The organism is Variovorax sp. UC74_104, from assembly GCF_044055375.1.
In the GTDB taxonomy this organism is placed as follows: Bacteria; Pseudomonadota; Gammaproteobacteria; order Burkholderiales; family Burkholderiaceae_C; genus Variovorax.
In genome coordinates this window covers 5,640,861-5,655,509 of the sequence record NZ_CP171978.1, presented here as the reverse complement: position 1 = coordinate 5,655,509, position 14,649 = coordinate 5,640,861, and the positions used below count along the sequence as shown (strand labels likewise).

General features: G+C 70.0%; 11 protein-coding genes and 2 pseudogenes. 8 read left to right on the top strand and 5 right to left on the bottom strand.

Annotated features, from left to right (window positions below):
• The first annotated feature begins 4 nt into the window (after positions 1-4).
• From flhB to ACHMXA_RS26445, 6 genes are all read left to right on the top strand, one after another.
• Positions 5-1,162, top strand: a complete 1,158-nt coding sequence (gene flhB / locus ACHMXA_RS26470) for a flagellar biosynthesis protein FlhB (RefSeq protein ID WP_395316964.1) — start codon at positions 5-7, stop codon at positions 1,160-1,162.
• On the top strand, positions 1,159-3,261 hold the full coding sequence (gene flhA, locus ACHMXA_RS26465) for a flagellar biosynthesis protein FlhA (RefSeq protein WP_395316963.1): 2,103 nt from the start codon (positions 1,159-1,161) through the stop codon (positions 3,259-3,261). Before flhB ends, flhA begins: the two co-directional genes overlap by 4 nt.
• Positions 3,262-3,282: 21 nt before the next feature.
• A complete protein-coding gene (gene flhF, locus ACHMXA_RS26460; protein WP_395316962.1) occupies positions 3,283-5,808 on the top strand; it encodes a flagellar biosynthesis protein FlhF in 2,526 nt (841 codons plus the stop codon).
• A gap of 10 nt (positions 5,809-5,818) precedes the next feature.
• On the top strand, positions 5,819-6,619 hold the full coding sequence (locus tag ACHMXA_RS26455; protein WP_395316961.1) for a flagellar biosynthesis protein FlhG: 801 nt from the start codon (positions 5,819-5,821) through the stop codon (positions 6,617-6,619).
• Positions 6,620-6,642: 23 nt separating this feature from the next.
• Entirely contained in the window at positions 6,643-7,377 is a 735-nt protein-coding gene (locus ACHMXA_RS26450) for an RNA polymerase sigma factor FliA (protein ID WP_395316960.1), read from the top strand.
• A 102-nt stretch (positions 7,378-7,479) separates the two neighbouring features.
• On the top strand, positions 7,480-9,417 hold the full coding sequence (locus tag ACHMXA_RS26445) for a glycoside hydrolase family 15 protein (RefSeq protein WP_395316959.1): 1,938 nt from the start codon (positions 7,480-7,482) through the stop codon (positions 9,415-9,417).
• On the opposite strand, the gene ACHMXA_RS26440 is transcribed toward ACHMXA_RS26445, so the two are convergent.
• From ACHMXA_RS26440 to ACHMXA_RS26425, 4 genes are read right to left on the bottom strand one after another with little or no spacing between them, the layout of a single operon-like run.
• Positions 9,380-9,721 (bottom strand): hypothetical protein, encoded by a 342-nt coding sequence (locus ACHMXA_RS26440; protein ID WP_395316958.1) that lies wholly within the window; start codon positions 9,719-9,721, stop codon positions 9,380-9,382. The genes ACHMXA_RS26445 and ACHMXA_RS26440 overlap by 38 nt on opposite strands.
• A 50-nt stretch (positions 9,722-9,771) precedes the next feature.
• Positions 9,772-10,371 carry an NAD(P)-dependent oxidoreductase gene (locus ACHMXA_RS26435; protein WP_395316957.1) on the bottom strand — a complete coding sequence of 200 codons (600 nt, stop codon included), beginning with the start codon at positions 10,369-10,371 and terminating at the stop codon, positions 9,772-9,774.
• Between the two features lie 5 nt (positions 10,372-10,376).
• Positions 10,377-10,676 carry an NAD(P)-binding domain-containing protein gene (locus ACHMXA_RS26430; RefSeq protein ID WP_395316956.1) on the bottom strand — a complete coding sequence of 100 codons (300 nt, stop codon included), beginning with the start codon at positions 10,674-10,676 and terminating at the stop codon, positions 10,377-10,379.
• Between the two features lie 45 nt (positions 10,677-10,721).
• Positions 10,722-11,483: an SDR family oxidoreductase gene (locus ACHMXA_RS26425; protein ID WP_395316955.1), complete on the bottom strand. Its 762-nt coding sequence runs from the start codon at positions 11,481-11,483 to the stop codon at positions 10,722-10,724.
• A 166-nt stretch (positions 11,484-11,649) separates the two neighbouring features.
• Here ACHMXA_RS26425 and ACHMXA_RS26420 point away from each other — a divergent pair.
• Together ACHMXA_RS26420 and ACHMXA_RS26415 are read left to right on the top strand one after the other, a co-directional pair.
• Positions 11,650-12,607 (top strand): annotated as a pseudogene (locus ACHMXA_RS26420) (2-hydroxyacid dehydrogenase).
• 36 nt (positions 12,608-12,643) lie between these two features.
• A pseudogene (locus ACHMXA_RS26415) lies at positions 12,644-13,724 on the top strand (L-idonate 5-dehydrogenase).
• Between the two features lie 9 nt (positions 13,725-13,733).
• Here ACHMXA_RS26415 and ACHMXA_RS26410 read toward each other — a convergent pair.
• Positions 13,734-14,648, bottom strand: a complete 915-nt coding sequence (locus ACHMXA_RS26410) for an SMP-30/gluconolactonase/LRE family protein (protein ID WP_395316954.1) — start codon at positions 14,646-14,648, stop codon at positions 13,734-13,736.
• Between the last annotated feature and the right edge of the window lies 1 nt (position 14,649).

The following is a 14,649-nucleotide window of genomic DNA, read 5'->3' as shown; positions in this document are numbered from 1 at the left end:
ATGAATGGCTGAGGAAAGCGATCTCGAGAAAACGGAACCCGCCTCCGAGCGGCGCCTGGAAAAGGCGCGCGAGGAAGGCAACGTAGCCCGTTCGCGCGAGCTCACCACCTTCGTCATGCTGGGCACGGCATGCGCCGGCCTGTGGTTCACGGCGCAGTCCCTGGGCACGAGCATGAGCGGCGCGCTGCGCCGCGGCCTCCAGTTCGACCGCGCGAGCGCCTTCGATCCCTCCCACATGCTGGCCCAGACCGGGCTGATGTCGCTGCAGGCGATGACGGCGGTCGGTCCGCTGTTCGCGATGATGGTCGTCGCGGCGGTGCTCGCGCCGATGCTGCTCGGCGGCTGGCTGTTCTCCACCAAGTCGGCCGCACCGAATTTCGGCAAGCTCAATCCGCTGGCCGGCATCGGCCGCATGTTCTCCGCGCAGGCGCTGGCGGAACTGGTGAAGGCGCTGGCCAAGTCGGCGCTCATCGGCGGCGTGGCGTGGTGGGTGGTGTCGCGCGACATCGAGGCGCTGATGGCGCTGATGGCCCAGCCCGCGCAGTACGCGCTGCCGCACGCGATGGTGCTGGTGGCCAAGCATTGCGCGCTGATCGCCGCCACGCTCTTCCTGGTGGCGCTGATCGACGTGCCCTTCCAGCTCTGGAGCTACTACCGCAAGCTGCGCATGTCGCGCGAGGACGTGCGCCAGGAGCACAAGGAGAGCGAGGGCGACCCGCACATCAAGGCCGCGATCCGCCGCCAGCAGCAGCAGATGGCGCGCCGCCGGATGATGTCCGAGGTGCCCAAGGCCGACATCGTGCTGACCAACCCCACGCACTTCGCCGTGGCGCTCAAGTACCAGGAAGGCGGCATGCGCGCGCCGCGCGTGGTGGCCAAGGGCACCGAGCTCGTGGCCGCGCGCATCCGCGAGCTGGCCAAGGAGAACAAGGTGGCGATCCTGGAGGCGCCGCCGCTCGCGCGCTCCCTCTACAGGCACACGAAGCTGGGCGACGAGATTCCCGCCGGCCTCTACACCGCGGTGGCCGAGGTGCTGGCCTGGGTCTACCAGCTCAGGCGCTGGAAGGCCGAAGGCGGCGAAGCGCCGCGCGCGCCCACCGACCTTCCGGTTCCCGCAGACCTTCAATACAACGCCGCCGATGCGGCAGAGCAAGCCGCATGAACGCGATGACAAACCTGATGCGCCTGCCCGCGCGCTTCTTCCCGGGCTCGCAGCTCAAGGGGCTGGCCGGGCCGATCCTCATCATCCTCATCCTGAGCATGATGGTGCTGCCGCTGCCGCCGTTCCTGCTCGACCTGCTGTTCACCTTCAACATCGCGATGTCGGTGATGGTGCTGCTGGTGAGCATGTACACGATGAAGGCGCTGGACTTCGCCGCCTTCCCGGCCGTGCTGCTGTTCTCCACGCTGCTGCGCCTGTCGCTGAACGTGGCCTCCACGCGCGTGGTGCTGATGAACGGCCACACCGGTCCCGACGCGGCGGGCAAGGTGATCGAGGCCTTCGGGCACTTCCTGGTGGGCGGCAACTTCGCCGTGGGCGTGATGGTGTTCATCATCCTCGTGCTCATCAACTTCATGGTGATCACCAAGGGCGCGGGCCGCATCGCGGAGGTGGGCGCGCGCTTCATGCTCGACGCGATGCCGGGCAAGCAGATGGCCATCGACGCCGACCTCAACGCCGGCCTGATCGGCGAGGACGTGGCCCGCAAGCGCCGCACCGAGGTGGCGCAGGAAGCCGACTTCTACGGCTCGATGGACGGTGCCAGCAAGTTCGTGCGCGGCGACGCCATTGCGGGCCTGCTCATCATGGTGATCAACATCATCGGCGGGCTGGTGGTGGGCATGGTGCAGCACGGGCTGGACTTTTCCACCGCGGGCAAGACCTACACGCTGCTGGCCATCGGCGACGGCCTGGTGGCGCAGATCCCGGCGCTGGTGATCTCCACCGCCGCCGGCGTGATCGTCTCGCGCGTGACCACCGACGAGGACGTGGGCAGCCAGCTCACGGGCCAGCTCTTCTCCAACCCGCAGGTGCTGTTTCTCACGGCCGGCATCGTCGGCCTGCTGGGCATGATCCCCGGCATGCCGAACCTGGCCTTCCTGCTGATCGCGGGCGGGCTGGTGTGGCTGGGCCGCGGGCTGCTGCAGCGCAAGCCGAAGCAGCAGGCTGCGCAGGAAGCCGCGGCCGCTCAGGCCGCGAACATCGCCGCGTCTTCCGCCGAGACGGCCGAGGCCACGTGGGACGACGTGGCCATGGTCGATCCGCTGGGCATGCAGGTCGGCTACCGGCTCATTCCGCTGGTGGACCAGTCGCAGCAGGGCGAACTGCTGGGCCGCATCAAGAGCATCCGCAAGAAGATCGCGCAGGAAGTGGGCTTCCTGGTGCCGGTGGTGCACATCCGCGACAACCTGGAGATCAAGCCCAACACCTACGTCATCACCCTGAAGGACGTGGAGATCGGGCGCGGCGAAGCCTTCCCCAACCAGTGGATGGCCATCAACCCCGGCCAGGTGACGGGCTCGCTGCCCGGCACGCCCACGCGCGACCCGGCCTTCGGCCTCGCCGCGACCTGGATCGACGCGAGCCTGCGCCAGCAGGCGCAGGTGTACGGCTACACGGTGGTCGATGCCTGCACGGTGATGGCCACGCACCTGAACCACCTGATACAGACGCATGCCGCCGAGCTGCTGGGCCGCCAGGAAGTGCAGCAGCTGCTCGACCAGATCGCCAAGACCGCGCCCAAGCTCACGGAAGACCTGGTGCCCAAGGTGCTGTCGCTCAGCACGCTGCACAAGGTGCTGCAGAACCTGCTCGACGAGGAAGTGCCGATCCGCGACATGCGCACCATCCTCGACGTGATGGCCGAGTACGCGCCGACCGTCAAGGACCCGACCGAGCTCACCACGCTAACGCGCCTGGCGCTGGGCCGCGCGATCACGCAGCAGCTGTTCCCGGGCGACACGGAGATGCAGGTCATCGGCCTGGACGGCTCGCTCGACGGCGTGCTGCAGCAGGCCCTGGGCAACAGCAGCGGCATCGAGCCCGGCATCGCCGACAACCTGCTGCGCCAGGCACAGGCCGCCATCACCCGCCAGGAGCAGATGGGCCTCGCGCCCGTGCTGGTCGTGCAGCACTCGCTGCGGGTGCTGCTGTCGCGCTTCCTGCGGCGCAGCCTGCCGCAGCTCAAGGTGCTGTCGCACGCAGAGATTCCTGATTCCCGAACCATCAAGGTCACCACCGCCATCGGAGGACGAGGTTGAATTCCCCCCCAACAGACAGACGTGCGCACCACCGCGCGCAAATTCGTAGCGGCCACCAGCCGCGAAGCCCTGCGACTGGTGAGGGAGGCGCTGGGCGCCGACGCCATCGTGCTCACGCATCGCGCGACCGCCGAGGGCGTGGAGATCGTCGCCATGGTCGAGGGCGAGGTGCAGGGCGTGCTTCAGGGCAGCGCGCCTGCGAAGCCCGTGGCTGCCGCGGTGCCTTCGATGCCCGTTGCGGCGCCGGTCGCCCGCGTGGCGCCCGCTCCCTTGCCGACGGTTCCAGTTCCTGTTCCGGCCCCGGCGCCGGTCGCCTCGATGCAAGCACCGCTGCCTGCACAGGCACCCGTGCAGGTCCATGCGCCCGCCGCCGCGCCGGCCGACACCGTGCTCGAAGAGCTGCACTCCATGCGCGGCATGATCGAGGAGCAGCTTGCCAGCGTGGTGTGGAACGACAGGCAGCGCCGCGACCCGGTGCGCGGCCGCCTGCTGCGCACGCTGCTGGGCGCCGGCTTCAGCGCGCGTCTTTCGAAGGCCATGCTCGAGAAGCTGCCCACCGGCCGCACCTACGCCGAGGGCATGGCCTACGTGCGCTCGGAGCTGATCCGCGCCGTGCCCGTGCATGAGGACGAGGACGCGCTGTTCGCCGCGGGCGGCGTCTATGCGCTGATGGGCCCGACCGGCGTGGGCAAGACCACCACTACCGCCAAGCTGGCCGCGCGCTGCGTGATGCGCTTCGGCGCCGACAAGCTCGCGCTGGTGACCACCGACAGCTACCGCATCGGCGCCTACGAGCAGCTGCGCATCTACGGCCAGATCCTCAACGTGCCGGTGTACGCGGTGAAGGACGCCGCCGACCTGCACCTGGTGCTGCAGGACCTGCGCGAGAAGCACATGGTGCTGATCGACACCGTCGGCATGAGCCAGCGCGACCGCGCCGTGCCGGAGCAGATCGCCATGCTGGGCCAGAGCCCGCGTCCTGTGAAGAAGCTGCTGCTGCTCAACGCCACCAGCCACGGCGACACGCTCAACGAGGTGGTGCACGCCTACCGCCACGGCAACGAACTGGCCGGCTGCATCTTCACCAAGGTGGACGAGGCCACGCACCCGGGCGCGCTGATCGACACCGTGATCCGTCACCGCCTGCCGGTGCACTACATCTCCAGCGGCCAGAAAGTGCCCGAGAACCTGATGCAGGCCGACCGCGCGCAGCTGGTGGACAGCGTGTTCCAGCCGCGCCAGCACAGCCCGCTGTTCGTGCCCGCCGAGGGCGACCTGCAGGAAGACGCCGCTTCTGGCGCCGCCTCGCAGCAGGCGGTGCAGAAGGCGCAGGGCGAGACCGACCTGCTGCGCCTGAAGTACCAGAACCTGATCCGCGCCATGGCGCACGACGCGCAGGAGCTCGCCACCACCGCGAGCGCGCTGGCCGGCGCGCAGATCGGCTTCGAGCGCGCACGTTCGCTGTGGCGCCAGGCCACCGACGAGCGGGCGGGCCAGAAGGCCGTGCTGCAGGACCTGCTGGTGCACGCGCGCGGCGAAGTGGCCGCCGCCTGCGAAACCCATGTGCTCGCGCTGTGCGGGCAGGTCGGGCTTCGGTCGAACGAGGGCGGGGACGCCTACGAATGCCACGGCAGCCTGCTGCTGTCGGACCGCACGGGCCTGCCGCTGGCGGCGCCCAACCAGTGGCTCTCGACGGCGGCCACGCGCGGCGCCAAGGACGCCGCACGCAAGCCTGGCGCACGCCAGGTGCCCTGGCTGCGCCAGCAGGACTTCGGCCATCGCCCGATGGTCCATCTGCTGACGCGGCTGCCCGGCATCGAGGCGATGGTGCAGTGGCAGGCCGCGGGCCAGCGCTGGCTGGCGCGCGCGCCGGGTTCCACCGCAGTGATCGACATGCGCACCGGCGCGCCCGACACGCTGGCGCGCATGGACTTCGAGTTCGGCGAAGCGCGTCCCGTGCGCTTCCGCGGCAAGGCCGCGCTGCTCGCCGAGTCGCAGGCCGACGTGGTGCTGCGCTTCAACGCGGCCGCCATGGCCGCGGGCATCGCGCGCGACGAGATGCCGGCGCTGCGCTGCGTTGCCACGCGCGTGGTGGATGCGCGCACCGGCAACGTGCTGGCGCAGGTGCACGCGCTTTCGAACATCGGCCCCGAGGTTTCCGCGCGCCAGCTCGCGCAGTGGCTGGGCTGGGCGGTGGACGCCGAGCCCTGCTTCCGCCTGCTGCGCGACGGCGTGCAGCTCGTGGGCGGCATCGGCGAGCTGGGCGATCCGGACATCATGAAACGGCTTCTGATCGCCGGCCAGATGAGCACCACCGTGTGGCGGCTGCTGCAGGCCGAGGGCGAATGGGCCGACCGTGCGCGCGCGCTGCTGGGCCAGCTGATGGGCCGTCCGGCGCGCAACGGCCGCGCCATGAGCGGCAGCGCGCTGTATGCGGGCGTGGGCAAGCTCTTCCTGCTGCTCGATGCGCTGGGCACTGAGTCGACGGCGCCCGTGCAGGCGCCGCGCGAGTCCGCGCAGCCGCAGAAGCTGGAGAAGCAGGATTGAGGGTGGCGCAATGAACAAGCTGGTTGCGGATCAGGCGGACGGCCTGCGACGCCTGCTCGCGCCGACGCAGGCGCGCGTGGTCGCGGTGGCCGGCATGGGGCAGGGCGCGGGCGGCACCACCATCGCGATGAACCTCGCGGTGGCGCTGGCGGGGCAGGGCCGCAACGTGCTGCTGCTCGACGAACACTGTCCGGCCGAAGGCTCGGCATGCGAGGTCTGGGACATCGATCCGCTCGGCAGCCTGGCCGACGTGGCCGGCGGGCGCCTGACGCTCGACGGCGCCGAGGCGCGCGCGGCCTGCGGCGTGCACGTGCTGCCGGCACCGCCCGGCGCGGTGCGTGGCGCCGGCGGCGATCCGCGCAGGTTCTGGTACGACGGCTTCGTCATCGTCGATGCGGCCTTCGACCGCGAGGGCCGGCTGTCGGCGCTCGCGCAGGGCGCGGACGACCTGCTGGTGGTGCTGCAGCCGCATCCCGCGTCGGTCACCTCGGCCTATGCGGGCATCAAGCACCTGCAGCGCGCGCACGGCATGAGCCAGATGCGCTTCCTGGTCAACGGCGTGGTCGACGCGCAGGCCGCGCGCCAGATCATGAACAACCTCGCCCACGCCGGCAGCCGCTATCTCGCGCTGTCGCTGCAGCCTGCCGGCTGGGTGCGCTTCGATCCGCTGGTCGCCGATGCCTGGCGGCTGAAGAAGACCATCGCCGAGGCCTTTCCCGCGAGCCATGCGGCCGTCGACCTGCGGCGCATTGCCGGCGAGATGGACGGCTGGCCGTGGCGCGCGGCAGAGCTTCAGCAGGCCGCGGCCTGAGCCCCGGGGAAGGACGGACCGACGTGTACACCGCACAGGGAACCATCGATAAATCTCACCTGCTGGCGCAGCACCAGCCGCTGGTGCGCCGCATCGCGCTGCAGATGATGGCCAAGCTGCCCGCCAGCGTGGAGCTGGACGACCTGATCCAGGCCGGCATGCTCGGCCTGCTGGACGCCTCCAGCCGCTACCAGGACAACCGGGGCGCGCAGTTCGAGACCTTCGTCAGCCAGCGCATCCGCGGCGCCATGCTCGACGAGCTGCGCGCCGCCGACTGGGGCTCGCGCGGCCTGCGCCAGTCGGCGCGCGGCATCGAGAAGGCCATACAGGCGCTGGGCCACAAGCTCGGGCGTTCTCCCACCGAAGGGGAGATCGCCAAGGAGCTGAAGATGGACATCGAGGCCTACCAGTCGCTGCTGCAGGAGATCCAGGGCTGCCAGCTGCTGTACGTGGAAGACTTCTCCAAGGACGACGCGGACAACGCCTTCCTCGACAGCCATTCGCAGGACGCGCGCAAGGACCGCCGCAGCAGCGACGACCCGCTGGAGCAGCTGCTGGAAAGCGGCTTCCGCCACCAGCTGGTGGACGCCATCTCGGCGCTGCCCGAACGCGACCAGCTGCTGCTGAACCTCTACTACGAGGAAGAGCTGAACCTGCGCGAGATCGGCGCCATCCTCGAGGTGAGCCAGTCGCGCGTGTGCCAGCTGCACAGCCAGGCGATCACCAGGCTGCGCGCCAAGCTCAAGGACTTGCTCTAGGCGGCGACGGCCTCCAGTCGCCGCCCGATTGGGCCTTGTCCGGCAGCGATGCGCGCCCTGCGCTGGCGCGCCGCGCCCGCGCGGGCGGCAAAGCTCGGGCTCTTGCCAAAGACCTCCAAGCAACCTTCCGTCAAGCTGCACGGCGACCGCCCCATCGGCGACTACGCGCTCATCGGCTCGACCCACAGCGCGGCGCTGGTGCATCGCGGCGGCGACATCGAGTGGCTGTGCCTGCCGCGCTTCGATTCCGCGGCGATGTTCGCCAGCCTGCTCGGCGACGAGCGCAACGGCCACTGGTCGATGCGCGCGACCGACCCCAAGGCGCGCGTCACGCGGCGCTACCTGCCGGGCACGGTGGTGCTGGAGACGACCATCCGCGTGCCCGGCGGAACCGCCGTCGTCACCGACTTCATGCCCCGTCCCGCGCTCGACGGCACGCACGAGGTGGTGCGCATCGTGCGGGGCGTGCGCGGCACGGTGGCCATGCACACCGAGTTCCGCATCCGCTTCAACTACGGCGAGTGGTGCCCGTGGATGGACCGGCGCGACGGCGCGGTGTTCGCCACCGCCGGGCCCGACTCCGTGCGCATCAGCTCCGGCGTGCCGCTGACCAACGAGAACTTCGCGAGCTTCGCCGACTTCACCGTGTCGGCGGGCCAGTCCATCGCCTTCAGCCTCGACTGGTTTCCCTCGCACCTGAAGCCGCCGGTGACGCGCGACGCCAATTCGTTGCTGGCGCGCACCGTCGCCGAATGGAGCGCATGGACCGAACGCTGCGGCTACCACGGCGAGTTCCGCGAGCCCGTGATGCGCTCGCTGCTCACGCTCAAGGCGCTCACCTACGAACCCACCGGCGGCATCGTCGCCGCGCCCAGCGCCTCGCTGCCCGAGCTGCCCGGCGGCGAGCGCAACTGGGACTACCGCTTCTGCTGGCTGCGCGACGCGGCGCTCACGCTCTACGCGCTGATCGGCTCGGGCTACGTGGAGGAGGCCAGCGCCTGGCGCTGGTGGCTGATGCGCGCGGTGGGCGGCTCGCCCGAGGAGCTGCAGGTGATGTACGGCCTGCACGGCGAACGCTCGCTGACCGAGCTCGAGCTCGGCTGGCTCGCAGGCTACGAAGGCAGCCGTCCGGTGCGCATCGGCAACGGCGCGCACGGGCAGCGGCAGCTCGACGTCTACGGCTCCGTCATCGCGGCCTTCCATGCGGCGCGCAAGGCCGGGCTGGCGGACATGGAAAAGCTCTGGCCGCTGGAGCGCGCCATCGCGAAGCAGCTGATGGAGCTGTGGCGGGAGCCCGATTGCGGCCTGTGGGAAGTGCGCGGCGAGCCGCGCCACTTCGTGCACTCAAAGGTCATGTGCTGGCTGGCCTTCGACCGGGTCATCGCGAGCGCCACCGAGTTCGGCCTCGAAGGCCCGGTCGCGCGCTGGCGGGAGGTGCGCGACGAGATCCATGCCGAGATCTGCGCTCGCGGCTACGACGCCGCGTCCAATTCGTTCATGCATTACTACGGCGCCGACACGGTGGACGCCGCGCTGCTGTGGATGCCGCTGATCGGCTTCCTGCCGATCCACGACCCGCGCGTGCAGGGCACCATCGCGCGCATCGAGAAGGAGCTGATCTTCAACGGCCTGGTGTACCGCTACCGCACCGAGAAGGGCGTGGACGGGCTCGGCGGCGGGGAGGGCGCGTTCCTCGCGTGCAGCTTCTGGCTGGCGAACGTGTATGTCGCCATGGGCAGGCTGCGCAAGGCGCGGGCGCTGTTCAAGCGGCTGCTGGCGCTGGCCAACGACCTGGGGCTCTACGCGGAGGAATACGACCCGGTGGCGCGCCGGCAGCTGGGCAATTTTCCGCAGGCCTTCTCGCACATCGGGCTGATCAACAGCGCGCACGCGCTGGTGTCGGCGGCCGGCGGGATCTGGGAGCTGGCGGACCTCGACGGCAAGGCGTCGGTGCGGAAGCAGAAGGAGAAAAGGAAGAGAGAAGAGGCGCCGAAGGCGCCCGTCAGGAAGCGTTCGCGAGCGCGAACTCCTCGGCGCTGAACACGGTGTGGAAGACCGTGCCGTCGAACATCTCGAAGAGCTTCTTCGAGACCTCGCGGCTTTCGTGGCGCACCGGCGATTCGAGCGCGCGGGCGATGTCCTCGCGGCTTGCGTAGCGGATCGACAGCACCATCGCCAGCTCGGGGTCGCTCACGTCGCTTTCGAGCTGGCGCAGCACGCGCACTTCGAGCGCGCCGGGAAAGCGGGTCCACAGCGGCACCAGCCTGTCGTGCACGTGGCGGTCGAAGGCTTCTTCCATGTCGGCCTTGACCCGGCCCCTGAAGAATGCGCAGCGGATGAACATGGGTTCTCTCTTTCCTGTGTGTGTTCGCGTGATGAGGAGGCGAGAGCGGTTCAGCCGCGCTCGTAGCCGCTGAACTGCCGCATCATCTCGGCCGTGTCCCGCGCGCCGAGTCCGGCCGCGACGAAGGCGCGATGCAGCTCCGAGACAGCGCCCGCCAGCGGCAGCGGCAGGCGCTGGCCCTGCGAGAAGGCCTGCACCGCCTCGAGGTCCTTGAGCATGTTGTCGATGCGGCCGGTGGGCGTGTAGTCGCGCGCGGCCATCCTGGGGCCGAATTCGCGCAGGATCTGGCTGTCGGCGCGTCCGCCGGACAGCGCGGCGGGCAGCTTCGACGCATCGACGCCGCCGGCCTCGGCCAGCCGCACCGCTTCCGCCACGGCCTGGAAGCCGATGGCGCACAGCAGCTGGTTGACCAGCTTTGTCGTCTGGCCCGCGCCGCTCGCGCCCATGTGGGTGTAGTTGGCGCACAGGCTGTCCATCACCGCGCGTGCGCGCTGCACGTCTTCGGCACTGCCGCCGGCCATCACCGTGAGCTGGCCCAGCAGCGCCTTGGGCGCGCCGCCGGAAAGCGGCGCATCGACGAAGCCCATGCCCGTGCGCTCGCGCAGCGACTGCGCGAGCCGGCGCGTGGAAGGAGGGTCGATGGACGACATGTCGATCAGCAGCCGCTGCGGTCCGCGGGCATGGCGGCGGCGATGCCGTCGTCGCCGAAGATGGCGCGCTCCACCACCGCGGCCGAGTTGAGGCTGGTGATGACGAAGTCGCTCGCGGCCGCCGCCTCGCGTGCCGTGGCTGCGGCCGTCGCGCCGTGTTCCGCCAGCGCCGCCACCTTGGCGGCGTCGAGGTCGAACACGCTCACGCGGTGGCCGCATTCGAGCAGCCGGCGCGAAATGGCCGAGCCCATGATGCCGACGCCGATCACGGCCACGCGCGTCGTCGGGGCGGTCGTCTTCGTCATGCGAAGGCCTTCACGGGATGGCCGGTTTGGGCCCGCGGCACGGTGTTACAGGCTCGCGGTGATACCGCCGTCCACATACAGGATGTGGCCGTTGACGAAGCTCGATGCGTCCGAGGCCAGGAAGATGGCCGCGCCGCCCAGTTCTTCCACGTCGCCCCAGCGGCCCGCGGGCGTGCGGCCCGAGAGCCATGCGGTGAAGGCCTCGTCGGCCACCAGTGCCTGCGTGAGCTCGGTCTTGAAGTAGCCCGGGCCCAGGCCGTTGACCTGGATGCCGTGCTTGCCGAGGTCGATCGCCATGCCCTTGGTGAGCATCTTCACCGCGCCCTTGGTGGCCGCATAGGGCGCGATGCCCGGGCGGCCCAGTTCGCTCTGCACCGAGCACACGTTGATGATCTTGCCACGCTTGCGCTCGATCATGCGCTGCGCGACGGCGCGGCCCACCAGGAACACGCTGTCGATGTTGGTGGTGGTGATCTTGTGCCAGGCGTCGACCGGAAATTCGGCGAAGGGCCCGCGATGCTGCATGCCGGCGTTGTTCACGAGGATGTGGATGGGGCCGATGCCGGCTTCGATGGAGGCCACGCCGGCTTCCACCGCGGCGGCGTCGGTGACGTCGAAGGCCGCGGCTTCGGCCGCGATGCCCCGGGCGCGCAGGGCGTCGCGGGCTGCGGTGAGCGCGGCGGCATCGCGCGCATTGAGCACGACGCGGGCGCCCGCGTTGCCCAGCGCGCCAGCCAGCGCGAAGCCGATGCCCTTGCTGGAGCCGGTGACGAGGGCGGTGCGCCCGGAGAGGTCGAACAGTTTCAAGGGGAGTTCCTGGGTCCTGGGTGAGGGGCGTGACTGGCGAAGAAAGTTACCGGTATCTTTTGATTTCGTCAATGGGTAAAACCTTCGCTGGCTTTGCAGGGGCGCATCGATTAAAGTTACCGGTATCAATTGACTCGGACCGCTGCCCCCAGCAGGAGACACCCGCTTGACCGCTACCGCCGCCGCTTCCCCGCATGTGCTGATGATGGGCGCCTACCCCGAGTGGGACATGGCGCCGATGCGCGAGTCCTACACCCTGCACCGCCTGTGGGAGGCACCCGACCGCCAGGCCTTCATTGCCGCGCACGCGCAGGAGATCCGCGCGATCGCCACGCGCGGCGAACTTGGCGCGAGCGCCGAGCTCATCGCGGCGCTGCCCAGGCTGGAACTGGTCGCCTGCTACGGCGTGGGCACCGACGCCATCGACCTCGCCGCCTGCCGCGCGCGGGGCGTCCGCGTGACCAACACGCCCGACGTGCTCAACGGCGACGTGGCCGATCTCGCCGTGGGCCTCATGCTCGCGGCGCAGCGCCGCATTCCGGCGGGCGACGCCTTCGTGCGAAGCGGCGCATGGGCCAATGCCGCCATGCCGCTGGCCACGCGCGTCTTCGGACAGCGCGTCGGCATCGCGGGCTTCGGCCGCATCGGCAGCACCATCGCGCGGCGGCTCTCGGGCTTCGACGTCGAGGTGGGCTACTTCAGCCGCACGCCGAAGGCGGAGAGCCCGCACCGTCACTTCGCCAGCCTGGCCGCGATGGCCGAATGGTGCGACGTGCTCATCGTCATCCTGCCCGGCGGCGATGCCACGCGCGGCATCGTGAATGCCGAGGTGCTGCGCGCGCTGGGGCCCAAGGGCTGGCTCGTGAACGTGTCGCGCGGCACCACGGTGGACGAAGGCGCGCTGCTGCAGGCACTGGAGACGCGCGCGATCGCCGGTGCGGCGCTCGACGTGTTCCTCAACGAGCCGGGCATCGACCCGCGCTTCGCCGCGCTCGACAACGTGGTGCTCACGCCGCACCACGGCAGCGGCACCGAACAGACGCGCCGCGCCATGGGCGAGCTGGTGCGCCGCAACCTCGAGGCCCGATTTCGCGGGCCTGCCCCTGATCACCCCCGTCGCCTGACACCTGACACCTGACAGAGAGAGAAGGAAAAGAACCATGCGCCTGCGTTGCATGTGCCTCGTGATCCACGCCCCCGACGACCTGCGTCTGGACGAACAGGATGCCGGCGAGATCGGCCCCGGCCAGGTGCTGGTGAAGGTCGGAATGGGCGGCATCTGCGGCTCCGACCTGCATTACTTCCACAACGGCGGCTTCGGCACCGTGCGCATCAAGGAACCGATGGTGCTGGGCCACGAGGTGGCCGGCACCGTGGTGGCGGTGGCGCCCGGCGTCGAGAACGTGCGCATCGGCGACAAGGTGGCCGTCAACCCGAGCCGCCCCTGCGGCGCCTGCAAGTTCTGCCTGGAGGGCCTGCCCAACCAGTGCCTCGACATGCGCTTCTACGGCAGCGCGATGCGCACGCCGCACGTGCAGGGCGCGTTCCGCAACATGCTGCTGTGCGAGGCCACGCAATGCGTGAAGGTGGCCGACCACGTGCCGCTGCGGCTGGCCGCGCTGGCAGAGCCGTTCTCGGTGGGGCTGCACGGCGTTTCGCGCGCCGGCCCGCTGTTGGGCAAGCGCGTGCTGGTGTCGGGCTGCGGGCCGATCGGCGTGCTCGCCATCGCGGCGGCGCGCGCGCGACGGCGCGGCCGAGATTACCGCCACCGACGTGGTCGACGAGCCGCTGGCCATCGCACGCGCCATGGGGGCCGACAACGCCATCAACGTCGCGCAGGACAAGGACTGGGTCTCGCGCTACTCGGCCGATAAAGGCACCTTCGACGTGATGCTCGAATGCTCCGGCAACGAGCGCGCGCTGCGCGACGGCCTGGAGGTGATGCGTCCGCGCGGCGTGGTCGTGCAGTTGGGCCTGGGCGGCGACGTGAGCATTCCGCAGAACATGGTGGTGGCGAAGGAGCTCAGCATCTGCGGCTCGTTCCGCTTTCATGCCGAGTTCGCGCTGGCGGTGAAGCTCATCAACGAAGGGCGCGTCGACCTCTCCCCGGTGGTGTCGCACACCTTCCCGATGCTGCAGGCGCGCCAGGCCTTCGAGCTGGCGAGCGACAGGCGCAAGGCGATGAAGGTGCTGATTGACTTTGCAGGAGATGCGGCGCAGGCGGAGGCCGTCGCCGCCTGAGCATCGGGCTCAGCCCCGGTGCAGCAGGGTGCCCGGCGCGTCGAGCTCGGCCTTCAGCACATTGCCGTGCGTCGAATCGGTGACGAACAGCGTGGACCTGTCCGGCCCGCCGAACGCGATGTTCGTCGTCGAGGCTCCCACCGGGCCGCGCAGCACCACGACCGGCTCCGCGCGCGCATTGAGCACCCAGACGATGCCCAGGCCAGGGTTGGCGATCAGCAGCCGCCCTTGCGTGTCGACCGCGAGCCCGTCGGGGCCGCTCGGGCCGTAGGAGGTGAAGAACTGGCCCACCTTGGCGACGCTGCCGTCCGCGAGCAGCGGCACGCGCCAGATGCAGTTGCCTCGCGTCACGGCGAGGTAGAGCACCTTGCCGTCGGGCGAGAGCGCCACGCCGTTGGGGCTCGGCACGTTCGACAGCAGCAGGTCGAGTTGTCCGTCGGGCCGCAGGCGATACAGGCGCCCCGATGGGTCGTGCAGCCCGCTCTGGCCCTGGTCGGTGAAGTAGACGTTGCCCCGCGTGTCCAGCACCAGGTCGTTCACGCCCTTGAAGCTCTCGGTGTTGCGCCGCCGCAGGTGCGGCGTGACGCTGCCGGTGCGCACGTCCACGCGCATCAGGCCGTTCTTGTAGTCGGTGACGAGCAGCGTGTTCGCATCGATGAACTTCATGCCGTTCGGCTCGCCGTCGTACTCGGCAACCAGCGTCCATTCGCCTGAGGCGTTGATGCGGAAGATGCGACCGAAGGGAATGTCCGAGACGTAGAGATTGCCGGCGTCGTCGAACACCGGCCCTTCGAGGAATGAGTCGGTCGGCTGGCCGCCGCGGTTGGCATCGGCCCAGCCGCTCGGCTCGCGGCGCCGGAAATGCTCTGGCATGCTGGTGAAGGTCTGGAGCTCCAGCACCTGGGGCGCTTGCAGGAAGTACATG

Coding starts and splice junctions, on each gene's coding strand:
- flhB (WP_395316964.1), top strand. CDS start 5: ATGGCTGAGGAAAGCGATCTCGAGAAAACGGAACCCGCCTCCGAGCGG.
- ACHMXA_RS26410 (WP_395316954.1), bottom strand. CDS start 14,648: ATGTACTTCCTGCAAGCGCCCCAGGTGCTGGAGCTCCAGACCTTCACC.
- ACHMXA_RS26455 (WP_395316961.1), top strand. CDS start 5,819: ATGAACAAGCTGGTTGCGGATCAGGCGGACGGCCTGCGACGCCTGCTC.
- ACHMXA_RS26435 (WP_395316957.1), bottom strand. CDS start 10,371: ATGTCGTCCATCGACCCTCCTTCCACGCGCCGGCTCGCGCAGTCGCTG.
- ACHMXA_RS26440 (WP_395316958.1), bottom strand. CDS start 9,721: ATGTTCATCCGCTGCGCATTCTTCAGGGGCCGGGTCAAGGCCGACATG.
- ACHMXA_RS26430 (WP_395316956.1), bottom strand. CDS start 10,676: ATGACGAAGACGACCGCCCCGACGACGCGCGTGGCCGTGATCGGCGTC.
- flhA (WP_395316963.1), top strand. CDS start 1,159: ATGAACGCGATGACAAACCTGATGCGCCTGCCCGCGCGCTTCTTCCCG.